Source organism: Embleya sp. NPDC001921 (assembly GCF_053594475.1).
Genome location: NZ_JBSFEO010000052.1, coordinates 1 through 14965 on the forward strand (window position 1 = coordinate 1; position 14965 = coordinate 14965).

The following is a 14965-nucleotide window of genomic DNA, read 5'->3' on the forward strand; positions in this document are numbered from 1 at the left end:
CTGGTAGATCGGCGGAACCACGGCCCCGGTCAACGGGTCGGGTTCCTGCCCGGCATGGATCGCCAGGGTCTCAAAGCCGTGCGATTGGGTCATGACCAAAACGTTAGCCGTCCCGACGGCCTCCGGCGCACTTCCAGCCCCCGGGCGGCACCCCGGACCGGGCCCGGGGGTGTCCGACCGCGCGGTGGCGGCGAGTTCCCCGGGCCGGGCCGGGCGCCCGATCAGGAGCGCAGCAGGCGGTCGAGCATCAGCCGGCCGGCCTGGCCGGCGCGGGTGCGTACTTCGGGAAGCCGGTCGGCGGTGGGGCCGCTGTAGTAGGAGGACATCACGACGGTGTCCTTGCGCAGGGTCAGCACGACGTACGGGTACGGTCCGCCGCCGGCCTTGGGGTACATCAGGCCCTCCTCGGCGAACACCTCGTCCGCCTCCGGGAACGCGGGCTGTGACGCGCCCGGGGTGTCCTTGGCCCGAGTGCCGTCCGGGTAGGTGCGGGTCGGGCAACGGTCCTTGACCTGGCGCGCGTTCTGCGCCTGCTCGCGCGCGCCGCGCACGTCCTTGTGCACGATCACGGTGGTGCTGCCGCTGGAGAGCTGCGCGGGTTGGCCGGGATCCGGCAGTTGCACCTGGCGTACCCACTGTCCGACGATGCTCGGCGCCAGGGGCACGGTCTGCTGCGTGCAGTCGGCGGCGTAGTCGGTCCAGGTCTCGCCGGCGAACTCGTACGTGCTCTGCCGGACGAAGCCGCTCCCCCAGTCCTCCGGGCCGAGCGCGAGCGAGGTGGCCAGCGCCTGTGCCTGTTCGGGGGTACGGCTCGGCGGCGCGGTGCCGGCGACCGGGCGGGTGGCGGAAGCGCTCGGGCGCGAGGGGGAACCGCTCGGCCCCGGGCCCTTGACCATCGGGTCGGCGCTGGTGGGCGCCGCCTCGGGAGCCACCGCGAACGGATCGTCACCACCGTCGGCGCAGCCCGCGAGCAACAGGGCGCCGAGTATCGGACCGACCGCGTGAACCGCCACTCTTGTGATGCCGTACATCCCGATGCCCCCCGTGTGCGTGAACCCCCATGGTATTCACCACGCTTGGCGGGGGTCAGCGCAGTTGCACCCGGGTGCGCGCGACCATCTTGGCGAGAGCGTCGACGGCCTGGTTCTTGGCCGACTCGAAGGTCTTGTCGCCCCGGTCGACGACGGCCGCGGTGAGCACCATCTGGCCCTGACGGGCCGTCACCCACACGTACTGGAACGGCGCGCCGCCGCGTCCGCCGACCCACTGGGCGCGTGCGACGTGCACCTCGTCGATGCCCTCGACGGTCAGGTCGAAGATCTGGATGCCGGTCAGCTTCTCGTCGCCGGCGAGCACCTGGTTCGGGCAGCGCCGCCCGTCGTCGATCCCGATCTTCATGTCGGTCCGGGCCGCCTCCGTACTGGCGTACACCGTCGCGGAGGAGGTCGCGAGCGTCTTGCTGAGGTTGTCCACGCTCGGCTGCCCGTCCGGGATGTACACGTAGCGCGCCATCGTCGCGAGTGCGCCCGGGGTGGTGCCCTGGACCACCTGCTTGCAGTCGGTGCCGGTGATCACCCGGTCCAGCGCGGCGTACTCGTAGTTGCGTTCCTGCGGGACGTAGGTCGGGCCCCAATCCTTGGGCACCAGTACGACCGCCGCGACCAGCGCCTGCGCCTGCGGGGTGGTGAGCGCGACGTCGGCACGCGTGGTCGCGGTCGGGCGCGGCGTGATGGACACCGGCGGTGCGGGGGTGACCGGATCCGACGAGGGCAGGGCCGGCGGCGGGGGCGGATCGGTGGGACCCCCCTGGCTCGCGCTCGCGGCGGGCGGGTCGCTCTTCAGGCCGAACGAACCCCCCTTGGACGAACCGCCCTGGCACCCGACCACGAGCGCGCCGCTCACGATCAGGGCCGCCCCCACAGCCACCACGCGCGTCATGGATCGCCCCCGCTTCCGAAACGTTCGCCTCGACAACCATTGAAGCCGGTGGCGACGCCTCGCGTGCGGGAACAGCGCTACTACGAGGGCCACTTCGACGCCACGGGCAGGCTCGCCACCGGCACCGCCCGAGCCCTGGCCCGGGTCTACGCGGGTTCCATGGGAATTCCATGTGAGTGCACACGCGAGGCGCCGACCCGCCCCGCGCACGCACTCCCTTCGACCGCTTCGTCCCGGTGCGAACGCCCACCACGAACACGGTCGAGTGAACGACTCGGCTTTCGACGAGTGAACCGAATCCAGTTCATAGCATCAACGCTATGAACTGGGGTACCGTTGAATTGGAACCGGACGTCCGGGTATGGCTCGAAGGTTTGCCGGTCGCGCATTTTGCGACTGCGGCCTTCTACATCGACCTGGTCGCCGCCCAGGGCCCGCTGCTCGGCGAGCCGTACACGCGGCAGCTGGACGGAAAGCTCCGTGAGCTGCGGTTTCACCTCGACGGCGACGCCATCCGAGTCACCTACTGGATCGCCTCGGGGCGGAGGATCATTCTGCTGACCGTCTTTCGCAAGACCCGGATGGTACAGACGCGCGAGGTCGAGCGCGCTCGGCGTGCGCTGCGACGGTGTGTCGAGCAGGCTCACACAGCCGACGATGACGAGGAGTAAGCGTATGAGCGGCCGCAGTGACTGGCAGGAGATCCGCTCGCGGCGAATGGCGGAAGCCGGCGCCGAAGAGGCCTACGAGGCGACTCGGATCGCGTTCGAGCTCGGGCGCAGCGTTCGGGAGATGCGCGAACGACACGGGCTCACGCAGGCCGTGCTCGCCGACGCCGCCGGGATGACCCAGTCGGCCGTGGCTCGCTTCGAGGCAGGTGGGACCGTGCCGACGATCCAGGTGCTGGAACGGCTGGCGAGGGCGTTGGACGCCGAGCTGATCGTGCGCCTGGCGCCGCACACGGCGGCCTGAGCGGGTGGTGGTGGGCCGCTCCGGGCAAGTCCGTGCCGACTCGTGTCTTGTCCGCGGCCGGATGCTGTGTCATATATGTCTAGACCAATTTGCTCTCCTGGAGAGAGGCATCGTGGCGCGACGAATGGCATGGATCGGCTTGCCCGGGTTGGCCGTTGCGCTGGTGGTGGCGGGGTGTTCCGAGGACGGGAAGGACACCTCGGCGCCCGCGGTGCCCGGCGAGGTCACCGCGCTCGCGTCGAGCTCGGTGTCGGTGCACGTGATGTGGCGCGCGGATCCGGACGTCGCGGTGTTCGAGGTGTACCGCGGGGACACGAAGGTGTTGGACGTGACCGGCGGGCGGCACATGGTCGACGTCGGCGGACTGACCCCCGGGACGGCGTACTCGTTCTCCGTGCGGGCGCGGGACAAGGCCGGGAACGTGTCGCCGGCCAGCGTGGTCGTGCCGGCCACGACCTTGTCCGTGGCCCGGGGCGAGCGCGTGCCGCCGACCGCGCCGCGGAACGTGCGGGGGCAGGCCCGGGGCTCCGGCGGTGCCACGCTGTCCTGGGAGGCCGCCACGGACGACGTGGGGGTGACCGCGTACGACGTGTGGCAGGCCGGTGTGCGGGTGCACAGCGTCGCGGGAGACCTGACCACGGCGGTGGTCAACGGGCTCCGGCCGGGCACCGAGTACAGCTTCACGGTCACCGCGCGCGACGCCGCGGACAACAAGTCGCCGGAGAGCAACGCCGTGGCGGTGCTCACCGAGCAGGGCACCGGCGACGGTCGCGACACCGCGCCGACCGGGCTGCGCGCGGTGCCCCGGGTCGCGGTGGACGGCACGTACGTCGACCTGAGCTGGACGCCGCCGGACGTGGACGGGGCGGTCGCGAGCTACGAGGTGTACCTGGACGGGAAGTTCCTGACCACGGTGATGTGGGGGGTGGCGCCGCCGTCCGGGACGGCGCAGTACAGCCTTCCGCTGGGTGATCAGCCGGTGGCCGGGCGGGTGCTGAAGATCCGGGGCCAGTTGCCCGACGGCAAGTGGGGCGCCTTCTCCGCCGACCTGACCCTCACGGACGCGCCGGCCGGCGGCACGGACCCGTCGGCGCCGTCGGCCGGCCCCTGAGCGCTTCGCCGGGGTGGATACCCGGGAGCCGGTCCCGGCCGGCCGGGACGGAGGCCGTCAGCGCGACCGCGACGCGCGGGTGGCGCGCGCGGACCTGGTGGAGCCCGTCGGCTTCTCCGGGATGGTCGGCATCGCCGAGCGCGGAGTGCGGGCCGCGCGACCGCTCGGCTTGGCGACCGGGCCGATCTCGCGGGTCAGCCACAGGCAGATCACGTTGACGACGTAGTTGAGCTCGGCCTTGTCGAGCTGCCGGCCCTGCGGGATCGCGTGCAGCTCCTCCAGGCAGCCTCGGCAGCACGTGCCCGTGGCGTGCTGGGCCACGAAGACCGGGTGGCCCCGGTACGGCGTCTGGCGGCCCTCCTTGCTGGGCCGCGCCGGGCCCAGGCGGCGCGCGACCAGGTCGTACGCGTACCAGCGCACGCCGGATTCGCCCAGCGTCTGGGCGACCGTACGCTCCCGGCCGGGCAGGTGGAACTTGGCGCGGGAGGGGAGCTTGCCGATCGCGTCCAGGCAGGCGTCGAGCGGCTCGGGCCTGGCGCCCTTGGAGGTCTTGGTTGTCATATCGCCTTCAACGGTAACCGGTCCCGGTCGGCCCGCTCACCTTCAGCCCTTCAGCCCAGTTGCTTGTGGAAGATCGTGGTGGACCGCAGCACGCCCGAGGGGTCCGCGGCGTAGGCCGGGATGGCGCCCGACTCGATCCAGCCGGCGCGCTTGTACAGGCGCTCCGCGCCGCTGCCGGTCGGAGCGTCCAGGGTGAGCAGGCTGCGCCCCGCGGCGGCGGCGAACCGCTCCGCGGTGGCCAGGAGTTCGCGGGCCAGCCCGTTGCCCCGGGCACGGCGGTGCACCAGCAGCCCGGCGACCGCGGCGCGATGCCGGCTGTCGGGCATGCCGGCCAGGCGCAGCCGGATGGTCCCGGTGACGCCCTCGTGGTCCGAGGTGACCCAGACGATGGTGCGGTTGCTGCGTATCTCGGCCCCCTGGGCCGCCCACCATTCGGCGGCCGCGTCGATCGGCAGCGGGGCGAGGAAGCCGACCCCGGCCCCGTCCTCGACCGCGTCCACGAGCAGCGCGGCCAGACCGGGGGTGTACGTGACGAGATCGATCGCGGAAAGCCGGACGGGCGTTGTCATACAACCATTCTCCCGCGCCCGCTCCACCCCTCGAACCGCCCCGGAATCCGGTCCCGAGCGCGCCGGAGCCGGGGCCGGCGGGAACGGCAAGTGGCGCGGGACCCGTGGTGGGGGGTCCCGCGCCGCTCGGTGAGGGGGCCTGGGGTCAGGCCAGGGCCGGCTCGCGTTCCTGGGTCGGGGAGGGCGACGTCGGCTCCGCCGGGGTGAACTGGTTCTCGCGGGCTCGCTTGGGGAGGAGGAAGCCCAGGGCGAAGGCAACCGCGGTCAGGCCGAAGGCCAGCAGGGTCGTGCGCTTGACCGCGTCGATCGAGGAGCGGGTGTGCGTCTCGGCGCCCGCCCTCGCGACCGGCTCGGCGGAGGCCGGGGTGACCGGGACGGTCGTGCAGCTCGCCGGCAGCCGGTCCGGGTCGGTCGCGTTCTCCCGGGCGTCCACGCACGCCCGCAGCCCGGCCACGATCGCGTCCTGCGTACCCACCGGCACGCCCGCCGCGGTCAGCTCCGTACGCAGCTTCGGTGCCGCGCTCTCGTCGAAGTTGTGCGTGGCCTGGGCCCCGATCACGCCGAAGAACACCGTGCCCAGGATCGCGATGCCCAGCGAGGCGCCCAACTGCTGGACGGATTCGAGCACACCGGAGGCCGAACCGACCTCGTGGTCCTCGACCTCGCCCATGATGATGTCGAACACCGGCACGAAGATCATCCCCATGCCGAGCCCGAACAGCCCGAGCGGCGCGAGCAGGTCGCCGGTGCCGATGTCCGCCCCGGCGTCCGCGAAGACCAGGTACATCCAGGCGATGCCGGCCGCCATCACGGCCAGCCCGATGTGCAGGATGCGCCGGCCCAGCTTGCCCATCACCGCGCCGCTGAGGCCGGAGCCGAGGAACGCGCCGAGCGCCCACGCGCCCATCGTCAGGCTGGCCCGGGTCGGGCTGTAGCCCAGGCCCAGTTGGAGGAACAGGCCGATCGCCATCGAGATCCCGACGATCGCGCCGAAGAAGACCATCACGAACCCGACGCCCGAGGCGTACGAGCGACGCCGGAACACGCCCAGCCTGATCAGCGGCACCTTGCCGGCCGCCTCGCGGCGCAACTGGTGCACCGCGAACGCCGCAAGCACCGGCAGCGACGCCGCGCACTCGACCAACGACCAGACCGGCCAACCCAGTTCGCGTCCCTGGACGAGCGGGTGCACGAGCATGAAGGTGCCGACACCGGCGAGCGCCATGCCCACCACGTCCAGCCGCCCGCCCGCCTCGCTCGGCGCCACGTCGGGCAACATCCGCCACCCCGTCAGCAGCGCGAACGCGCCCAGCGGGACGTTGATCAGGAAGATCATCCGCCACCCGGTGCCGAACAGGTCCCCGTCCACGAGCACACCCGCGACGATCGGCCCGAGCACCGTGGACAGTCCGATCGCCGGGCCGAACACCGCGAACGCCTTGCCGATCTCGGCCGGCGGGAACAGGTCCCGGATCAGGCCGAACGTCTGCGGGATCATCAGCGCGCCGACCAGCCCCTGGAGCACCCTCGCGATGATCAGCGTCTCCGGCGACCAGGCGATCGCGCAGGCCACCGAGAGCACCACGAAGCCGACCACGCCGACCATCAGCATGAACTTGCGGCCGTACATGTCGCCGAGCCGCGCGCCGGTGAGCAGGCCCACCGCGAGGGCGAGCGTGTAGCCGGCCGCGATCCACTGCAGGCTCGCGTAGCTCCCGCCCAGGTCGCCGCGGATCGCGGGCGCCGCGACGCCCACCACGCTGGAGTCGAGCAGGTTCATCAAGGTGGCGGCCAGCACCACCATAAGACCGAGCCAGCGCTGCCGCGGGCCTACCGGGGACTGGGACGTCGGGGTCGCGAGGGTCTTCTCGCCGCTGTTTTCCACAACCCCGAGACTAGATTCGAAACAGGCAATGTTCGTTCCTGTTTGATCGGCCCGGAGCCGGCAGACTTCGACGCATGCTGGAAACCTCCGCGCGACTCCTGCGCATGCTCTCGCTCATGCAGACGCGGCCCGACTGGACCGGCCCCGAACTCGCCGAACGGCTCGGCGTGAGCGGGCGGACGGTCCGCTACGACATCGAGCGGCTGCGCGGCCTGGGCTATCCGGTGCACGCGCGGCGCGGCGTGGTCGGCGGCTACCGCCTCGGCGCCGGCAAGGCGCTGCCGCCGCTCCTGCTGGACGACGAGGAGGCGGTGAGCATCGTGGTCGGACTGCGGATCGCCGCCGGCAGCGTGGTGGACGGCATGGACGAGGCGATGCTACGCGCCCTCACCAAGCTCGACCAGGTGTTGCCGTCCCGGCTGCATCGCCGGGTCAAGGCGCTGCAGAAGTACACCGTCCCGGTCCGCCAGACCGGTCCGGCCGTGGACATGGACGTGATGACCGTGTTGGCCGGCGCCTGCCGCGACCACGAGCAACTGCGCTTCCGGTACAGCTCGCACGACGGCAAGGAGACCTCGCGCGTGGTCGAGCCCTACCGGCTCGTGCACCGGATGGGCCGCTGGTACCTGGTCGCGTGGGACGTCAAGCGCGAGGACTGGCGCACCTTCCGGATGGACCGGATCACCCCGCGTCCGCCGCACGGCCCCCGCTTCACCCCGCGCGAACTGCCCGCCGACGGCGACGTGGCGGCCTTCGTGAACCAGGGCGTGCAGAGCGCGCGCGGGCAGTTCCGCGCCCGGGTGCTGGTGCGCGCCCCGATCGGCTCGGTCGCCGAAAAGGTGCCGCCCGCCTTCGGCGCGTTCGCGGTGGTCGACGACGACACCTGCGTGTTCGAGACGAGCGCGTCCAGCATCGAGAACCTGGCCGTCTACATCAGCCTGCTCGACGCCGACTTCGAGATCGAGGACCCGCCGGAACTGGTCGCCTACATCCGCCGGTTGGCCCGACGCTACGGCGGCGCGACCCCGATCGCCGACGCGGCGGACGCGGCGGCGCGTGCGGCGGCGGACGGAGCGGCGGCTGTCGCGGAGGGCACGACCGCGACGGAGGCGAGCGGCCCCGCGGTCACGGCCACCGCCGACATCCCCGGCCCCACCCCCGCGCCCGAGACCGAGACCGAGCCCGCCGAAGACACCCCCGCCCCTCCCCGCCGGTGAACGACAGCGCCCCCGATCCCTTCGGCACGAGGGGATCGGGGGCGCCGGTCGAGCGGGAGCGTCAGACCGAGACCGGTTCGCGCTCCGCCGTCTTCTGGAGCGGGACGTGCGGCGTGGCCGGCTCGTCGGGCGCTTCCAGATCACGCGGGTTGTTGTACTTCTCCAGATCCAGCGTCTTCTCCCGAGCGGAGACCAGGATCGGCACCACGACCTGCCCGGCCACGTTCGTGGCGGTGCGGATCATGTCCAGGATCGGGTCGATCGCCAGCAGCAGCGCGACGCCCGCCAGCGGCAGGTTCACCGTGCTGAGCGTGAGGGTCAGCATGATGATCGCGCCGGTGAGACCGGCGGTGGCCGCCGAGCCGATCACCGAGACGAACGCGATCAGCAGGTATTCCTTGATGCCCAGGTTCACACCGTAGACCTCGGCGACGAAGATCGCGGCGATCGCCGGGTAGATCGCGGCGCAACCGTCCATCTTCGTGGTGGCGCCGAACGGCACCGCGAACGAGGCGTAGTCCTTCGGGACGCCGAGGCGCTCGGTGACCTTCTGGGTGACCGGCATGGTGCCGACCGAGGAGCGCGAGACGAACGCGAGCTGGATGGCCGGCCACGCGCCCTTGAAGTAGTTCAGCGGGTTGACCTTGCCGACCAGCGCGAGCAGCAGCGGGTAGACCACGAACATCACCAGCGCGCAACCGATGTAGATGTCGGCGGTGAAGGTGCCCAGCGGCTTGATCAGGTCCCAGCCGTAGGTGGCGACCGAGGTGCCGATCAGGCCGAGCGTGCCCAGCGGGGACAGCTTGATCACCCACCACAGCGCCTTCTGGATGATCTCCAGGACCAGTTCGGCGCCCTTGACCAGCGGTTCGGCCTTGGCGCCGACCGACAGGATCGCGGAGCCGAGCACGACCGCCAGGAAGACGATCTGCAGGACCTTGACCTCGGAGAAGGCGGTGACGATGTTGGTCGGCACGATGCCGGTGATGAAGTCGAGCCAGTCACCGTTGGTCTTCGGCGCCTTGCCCGGGTCGGCCGGCAGCTTGAAGCCGTCGCCGGGGTTGGTGACCAGGCCGATGGTGAGGCCGATCGCGACCGCGATCAGCGACGTGATCAGGAACCACAGCAGCGTGCGCGCGGCCAGCCGCGCGGCGTTGTTGACGTTCCGCAGGTTGACGACGCTGACCAGGATCGCGGTGAACACCAGCGGCGGTACGGCCAGCTTGAGCAGCTGGACGAAGATCGTGCCGATCTGGTCGAGCGTCTGGGTCAGCCACGAGACGTTGTATTCCTTGGCGATGAAGCCGAAGGCCACACCGAGCACGAGGCCGGCGGCTATCTGGGCCCAGAAGGGAGTTCTCTTCAGGGTCTTGAGTGAATCGACTGCAGACAAGGCAGGGCTCCTGAACGGGCACCGTGGGGGACGGGGGTGGCGGTACGGAGCGGCCGTGAACCTGCGCATCAATAGGCACACGTGTGCCCGCAGGAAGGACTACGAGGAAGCGATACTTCGCGCAGAACGGCCGCGGAGGGCCGGCGTGCGGGCGGTCGGGGCGACGAGCGTGGAGACGTCAGCCCGGCAGGGGCACGGCGGCGGTCAGCCGCGACACAGCGCGGTGGCGCAACGGCCCAGGTCGACGTGCCGACGGGACACGAGCGGGAAACCCACCGCCGCGTCCGTCAACTGCGTGTCGCCTGCACCAATCATGGGAGTGAGGATAGCGACACTAAACCGATAAACGCAAAGAATTACGGAACGGACACCGCCGGACACCCACGGACACGGCCGGCCACACCTCGCTTAAGAGGCTTCCCCGACCGGAGGGGTCGCGTGCCGCCGGGTTCCCGACCGGGAGGCCGAGGAAGGCCAAGGGAGGCCGATGGTAGGTGAGGGAGGCCGAGGAAGGCTGCCTAGGAGGCTTCCTTGGCCTTGGCGATCCGGGTGATCGGAGCCACCGCCTCGTCCTCGGCGTGGTTGTCCTCGGCGATGCGCTGCTTGGCCCGCTGCATGCGCTCGTACAGGGCCTCGGACATCGCGTCCCGCTCCGCGTTCAGGAACTTGTAGCTGATCACCGCCGACGCCGCGGCCGCGATGGCGATCGCGATGAACACGTTCCCCCGACCGTCCAGGTCGAAGAACCCGAACACGACCATGACCACGCCGAACAACGCGGCGAAGATGCCGAGCCGGTAGAGCGAGTAACGCAGCGCGGGATTCGACATGGTCACCTTCGGTTTCCCTGGCCGGAGCAATTCGAGTGGCGGCGGGCGCGAGCCGGGCCGTCCCCTCCAGTCAAGCATCCCGTATTCGGGACGCCGAGCCGGGCCCCGACTCGGAACCCGACCGGCCGGATCACGGGCCGAGGCCGTTGATGCCGTCCAGGATCATGTACTCCCAGTAGCCTCCCGGCCGCGCCCACGCGAGCGGATCGACCGACGACAGCAGGTCGACCACGATCGGCTCCCACACGTCGTGGATGCCGATGCCGAACCGCTCGCCCTGCCGACGCATCCGCCCGATCACCCACATGGTGAAGGCGAGCGTGGACAGATCGGTGTTGAGCGTGTCCATCTCCGGCTCGTCGCCGCCGGTGTACCAGCGCCGGACCACGCCGGTACGGCCGTCCACGAGCAGGTCGCCGTCCTCGCTGACGTAGCCCAGGACGACCAGGTGCTCCGCGTCCGCCGGCGGCTCCGGTTCGTCGTCCCAGTCGGCCCGGCGCTCGGCGATCAGCTCGGCCAGGGTCGCCAGCGGCTTGTCGTCGCTGCGCATGTCCAGGTAGGCCCACGCGTCGATCAACCCGATGTCGAGCAGGAAGCGCCGGGTCGGCTCGTGCGTGATCGCGGCGGGCAACTGCCGCTCGTCGTAGCCGGAGAACTCGTTCTCGTACACCAGGTCCAGCATCGCGGGGGTGATCCGCACGGCCAGGCCCTCGCCCGGCACCGCCGCCCGGCGCAACTGCCACAGCGCGAAGGACGTGTGCCAGAACGAGTGCCTCGGATCCAACTCGGGTTCGGTCTCGCCGAGCAGGTCGATCAGTTCCTCGCCGGTGCGCACCGGTCCGCGACCGGCCCGGATCGCCTCCACCAGGCCCGCGTTGCGGACCAGGGTGGACACGTCCATCGACATCGGCGTCGGATCGCCGAAGCGCTGCTCGACGAACACCCGACCGGTCGTGCCGTCGAGCAGCACCGCGTACGACGGCGTGTGCGGCGAGCCGTACGTGCCGAGCACGATCAGCCGGCCCCGGGTGCCGCCCGGTTCGAACCGGATCAGCGCGGCCTCGCGCGGCAGACCCACCTCGGCCAGGAAGCGCCGGGTGGGCGCGTGCGCGATCTCCGGCAGATCGTGCCGGAGCACGTCGCCGAACCACTCCTCGACCTGCGCCCGGGTGAGCGGAATCCGCAGCGCGTCAGCCATCCGGCAGCCTTCCCGAGCGATCGTCGAACGCGTTCGGCCACGGCGGGCGGTCCGGGTCCGGACGCACCGGCCGGGCACGACACTCCCCCATACCCGGTCGTCGTCGCCGGCGCGAGGTCGAAGCTTCCTGGGCCGCGCCTCGGCCACCGGCGGCGGCCGGACCACGGCGTCGCCGGCGCGAGGTCAGAGCTTCATCGGCTGCGGCGTGTCGCGGCGGGCCGGGTCGGGGCCCTCGTACTCGCGCAGCGTCTCGTAGCGGGTGTTGCGCTCGACCGGGCGGAAGCCCGCGTCCCGGATCAGGTCGAGCAGGTCGTCGCGGGTCATCTTGTTCGGCGTGCCGAAGTCGTCCGCGTCGTGGGTGATCTTGTACTCCACGACCGAGCCGTCCAGGTCGTCCGCACCGTGGTTGAGCGCGAGTTGCGCGGTGGCCAGGCCGTGCATGACCCAGAAGCACTTCACGTGCGGGACGTTGTCGAACATCAGCCGGGAGACCGCGAACACCTTGAGCGCCTCGGCGCCGGTGGCCATGCTGGTCCGGGCCTGGAGCCGGTTGCGGACGATGCCGTCCTTGCTGTCGTGGAAGTCGTGCTGGTAGCGCAGCGGGATGAAGACCTGGAAACCGCCGGTCTCGTCCTGGAGTTCACGCAGTCGGATGACGTGGTCGACCCGGTGCCGGGGCTCCTCGATGTGGCCGTAGAGCATCGTGCTCGGGGTCTTGAGGCCCTTGGAGTGCGCGAGCCGGTGGATCCGCGACCAGTCCTCCCAGTGCGTGTCGTGGTCGACGATGTGCTGCCGGACCTCCCAGTCGAAGATCTCCGCGCCGCCGCCGGTGAGCGACTCCAGGCCCGCGTCCATCAACTCGTCGAGGATGTCCGACGCGGACAGGCCGGAGATCTTCTCGAACCAGTGGATCTCGGTCGCGGTGAACGCCTTGAGCGCGACGTTCGGCAGCACCTCCTTGAGCGCGCTGAGCGACCTCGGGTAGTAGCGCCACGGGAGGGTCGGGTGCAGGCCGTTGACGATGTGCAGTTCGGTGATCCCGTCCGGCTCCATCTCCTTCGCGAGCCGTACCGCCTCCTCGATCCGCATCGTGTACGCGTCCTTCTCGCCCGGCTTGCGCTGGAACGAGCAGTAGGCGCACGAGGCGTTGCACACGTTCGTCATGTTGAGGTGACGGTTGACGTTGAAGTGGACCTTGTCGCCGTTCTTCACCGTCCGCACGTGGTGCGCGAGCCCGCCGAGCCACGCCAGGTCGTCGCTCGCGTAGAGCGCGATGCCGTCCTCACGGCTCAGGCGCTCCCCGGCGAAAACCTTGTCCTCGATCTCCTTGCGCAGGCCCGCGTCCATGTGTCGGCACTCCCTCTAGGTCTTCTCGTCCGCCGCAGCACGGCTGCTACGAGGTTACGCCCGGCATGCCGGGCGCTCGCTCAGGCCATCACCTCGGCGTACAGCGCCGGGTCGACGTTGCCGCCGCTGACCACGGCGACGTGCTCGCGGCCGGCGGGCAGCGCGTCCTTGCGGAAGAGGTAGGCCGCGGTGGCCACCGCGCCCGAGGGCTCGGCGACCAGGCGCGCGCGCCGCCCCAGGAAGCGCATCGCCTCGCGGATCTGCTCCTCGGTCACCGTGACGATGTCGTCCACGTACGCCTGGATGTGCGCGAACGTCAGTACACCCACCGAGGTGGCGCGCAGGCCGTCGCCGATCGTGCGGTAGGTGTCGGTGGTGGACCACGTGGTGCGCACGCCGGTACGGAAGGACTCGGCCGCGTCGGCGGCCAGTTCGGGCTCGACGCCGATCACCTTGGTATGCGGGCTGGTCAGCTTGACCGCGGCGGCTATGCCGGAGATCAGGCCGCCGCCGCTGACCGGGACCAGTACGGTGTCCGCGGTGGGCAGGTCCTCGATGATCTCCAGGCCGGCGGTGCCCTGGCCGGCGATGATCCGCGCGTCGTCGTAGGGCGGCACGAACGCGTAGCCGTGCTCGGCGGACAACTCGCCGGCCGCGGTGTCCCGCCGCTCCGGGGTGACGAAGACCACCTCGGCGCCCAGCGCGCGGGTGGCCTCGATCTTGACGGTCGGCGTGGTGTCCGGCATCACGATCACCGCCCGGGCGCCGAACAGGCGGGCCGCGTAGGCCACCGCCTGCGCGTGGTTGCCGCTGGAGTGTGCGACGACCCCGCGCGAGCGCTCGGCCTCGGTCAGCCCCGCGATCGCGTTGTACGCGCCGCGGATCTTGAACGCGCCGATCACCTGGAGGCCCTCCGGCTTGAGCCAGAGGGGTCGGTCGGCGTCACCGTGCAGGGACGGCAGCAACGGGGTGCGTACGGCCGTGCCCGCGATCCGCTTCCGTGCGGCCTCGAGGTCTTCGAGAGTCACCAGGTTCGTCATGGCCGCCACCCTACGAGCAGGCGTGGGCGCGCCCGCCGATCTTTTCGCCGGCACGGCCGGCGCGGCCGCTCGGCGGGTCGGGCACGGCCGTGCGGGGTTCGGCGCGGCTATTCCGTGGGTTCGGGCAGTTCGGCCGCGCGGTACTCCCACTTGGTCGAGAGCACCACGGTGGTGCGGGTACGGGCCACCCCGCGGGTGCCGGAAAGGCGGCGGACCACGTTCTCCAAGCCCTCCATGTCCGAGACCCGGACCTTGAGCATGAACGAGTCGTCTCCGGCGATGAACCAGCAGTCCTCGATCTCGTCGAGATCGCGCAGCCGGCGGCTCACGTCGTCGTGGTCGGCCGCGTCGGAGAGCTGGATCCCGATCAGCGCGGTCACGCCCAGACCGAGCGAGACCGGGTCGACGGAGGCCCGGTAGCCGGTGATCACGCCGCCCTGTTCGAGCCGGTTGATGCGATCGGTGACGCTCGGCCCGGACAGGCCGACGAGTCGACCCAGCTCCGCGTACGACGCTCGCCCGTTGCCGCGCAGCGCCTGGATCAGCTTGCGGTCGACGGCATCCATGTCCGTTTCCTCCAGGTAATCGATGGTGTCCACCGGGGGGCGATCAGGGGTCTGCGACATGACAGGGGCGCAAACCCACGTGAGGCCTGTAATTCATTGGACGATTCTGATTCTAACCCTTAGAATCAAAGGCATCGGGAGCTACAAGCCTCCGATGACGATTCGTGGGGAGACAACACCGTGTACACCCTGGAGATGGCCCGCGCACACATGCAGGAACTGCATGCCATCGCGGAACGCTCACGTGCCACCCAGCCGTCCGGCACTCTCAAGCGTGTGAAGCGTCTGGTCGGCCGCCGCAAGTCCGGGCGCTGATCGCCCGGCAGATCCGGCAAGAC

General features: G+C 70.8%; 16 protein-coding genes. 5 read left to right on the plus strand and 11 right to left on the minus strand.

From position 1 onward, the window contains the following. Positions 1-221: 221 nt before the first annotated feature. Entirely contained in the window at positions 222-1013 is a 792-nt protein-coding gene (locus ACWCPW_RS41780) for a hypothetical protein (RefSeq protein ID WP_449766852.1), read from the minus strand. A gap of 73 nt (positions 1014-1086) precedes the next feature. Next, positions 1087-1938: a hypothetical protein gene (locus ACWCPW_RS41785; protein ID WP_449766853.1), complete on the minus strand. Its 852-nt coding sequence runs from the start codon at positions 1936-1938 to the stop codon at positions 1087-1089. Between the two features lie 320 nt (positions 1939-2258). Between ACWCPW_RS41785 and ACWCPW_RS41790 the strand changes: the two genes are divergently transcribed. The 3 genes from ACWCPW_RS41790 to ACWCPW_RS41800 all read left to right on the plus strand — a co-directional run bounded on the left by ACWCPW_RS41790 (position 2259) and on the right by ACWCPW_RS41800 (position 4021). Beyond that, positions 2259-2609: a type II toxin-antitoxin system RelE/ParE family toxin gene (locus ACWCPW_RS41790; RefSeq protein WP_449766854.1), complete on the plus strand. Its 351-nt coding sequence runs from the start codon at positions 2259-2261 to the stop codon at positions 2607-2609. A 4-nt stretch (positions 2610-2613) separates the two neighbouring features. Next, a complete protein-coding gene (locus ACWCPW_RS41795; RefSeq protein ID WP_449766855.1) occupies positions 2614-2910 on the plus strand; it encodes a helix-turn-helix domain-containing protein in 297 nt (98 codons plus the stop codon). 124 nt (positions 2911-3034) lie between these two features. Further along, entirely contained in the window at positions 3035-4021 is a 987-nt protein-coding gene (locus ACWCPW_RS41800; protein ID WP_449766856.1) for a fibronectin type III domain-containing protein, read from the plus strand. 57 nt (positions 4022-4078) lie between these two features. On the opposite strand, the gene ACWCPW_RS41805 is transcribed toward ACWCPW_RS41800, so the two are convergent. From ACWCPW_RS41805 to ACWCPW_RS41815, 3 genes are all read right to left on the minus strand, one after another. Beyond that, complete coding sequence (locus ACWCPW_RS41805; RefSeq protein ID WP_449766857.1) at positions 4079-4582, minus strand: DUF4186 domain-containing protein; 504 nt, start codon at positions 4580-4582, stop codon at positions 4079-4081. Between the two features lie 50 nt (positions 4583-4632). Continuing rightward, on the minus strand, positions 4633-5151 hold the full coding sequence (locus tag ACWCPW_RS41810) for a GNAT family N-acetyltransferase (protein ID WP_395873312.1): 519 nt from the start codon (positions 5149-5151) through the stop codon (positions 4633-4635). Positions 5152-5296: 145 nt separating this feature from the next. Further along, complete coding sequence (locus ACWCPW_RS41815; protein ID WP_449766858.1) at positions 5297-7036, minus strand: MFS transporter; 1740 nt, start codon at positions 7034-7036, stop codon at positions 5297-5299. A 74-nt stretch (positions 7037-7110) separates the two neighbouring features. Between ACWCPW_RS41815 and ACWCPW_RS41820 the strand changes: the two genes are divergently transcribed. Next, on the plus strand, positions 7111-8253 hold the full coding sequence (locus tag ACWCPW_RS41820) for a helix-turn-helix transcriptional regulator (protein WP_449766859.1): 1143 nt from the start codon (positions 7111-7113) through the stop codon (positions 8251-8253). 61 nt (positions 8254-8314) lie between these two features. Here the strand turns inward: ACWCPW_RS41820 and ACWCPW_RS41825 are convergent, their stop codons facing one another. From ACWCPW_RS41825 to ACWCPW_RS41850, 6 genes are all read right to left on the minus strand, one after another. After that, positions 8315-9715, minus strand: a complete 1401-nt coding sequence (locus ACWCPW_RS41825) for a dicarboxylate/amino acid:cation symporter (RefSeq protein ID WP_449766860.1) — start codon at positions 9713-9715, stop codon at positions 8315-8317. 449 nt (positions 9716-10164) lie between these two features. Further along, positions 10165-10476, minus strand: a complete 312-nt coding sequence (locus ACWCPW_RS41830; RefSeq protein WP_449766915.1) for a DUF4229 domain-containing protein — start codon at positions 10474-10476, stop codon at positions 10165-10167. 130 nt (positions 10477-10606) lie between these two features. Next, a complete protein-coding gene (locus ACWCPW_RS41835; protein ID WP_449766861.1) occupies positions 10607-11674 on the minus strand; it encodes an SUKH-4 family immunity protein in 1068 nt (355 codons plus the stop codon). A 183-nt stretch (positions 11675-11857) separates the two neighbouring features. Next, a complete protein-coding gene (mqnE, locus tag ACWCPW_RS41840; protein ID WP_395873317.1) occupies positions 11858-13021 on the minus strand; it encodes an aminofutalosine synthase MqnE in 1164 nt (387 codons plus the stop codon). Between the two features lie 80 nt (positions 13022-13101). Continuing rightward, positions 13102-14061, minus strand: a complete 960-nt coding sequence (locus ACWCPW_RS41845; RefSeq protein ID WP_449766862.1) for a threonine ammonia-lyase — start codon at positions 14059-14061, stop codon at positions 13102-13104. 107 nt (positions 14062-14168) lie between these two features. Then, a complete protein-coding gene (locus ACWCPW_RS41850; RefSeq protein WP_161358665.1) occupies positions 14169-14627 on the minus strand; it encodes an Lrp/AsnC family transcriptional regulator in 459 nt (152 codons plus the stop codon). A 180-nt stretch (positions 14628-14807) separates the two neighbouring features. On the opposite strand from ACWCPW_RS41850, the gene ACWCPW_RS41855 reads away from it, so the two are divergent. Beyond that, entirely contained in the window at positions 14808-14942 is a 135-nt protein-coding gene (locus tag ACWCPW_RS41855; protein WP_449766863.1) for a hypothetical protein, read from the plus strand. Positions 14943-14965: the final 23 nt, after the last annotated feature.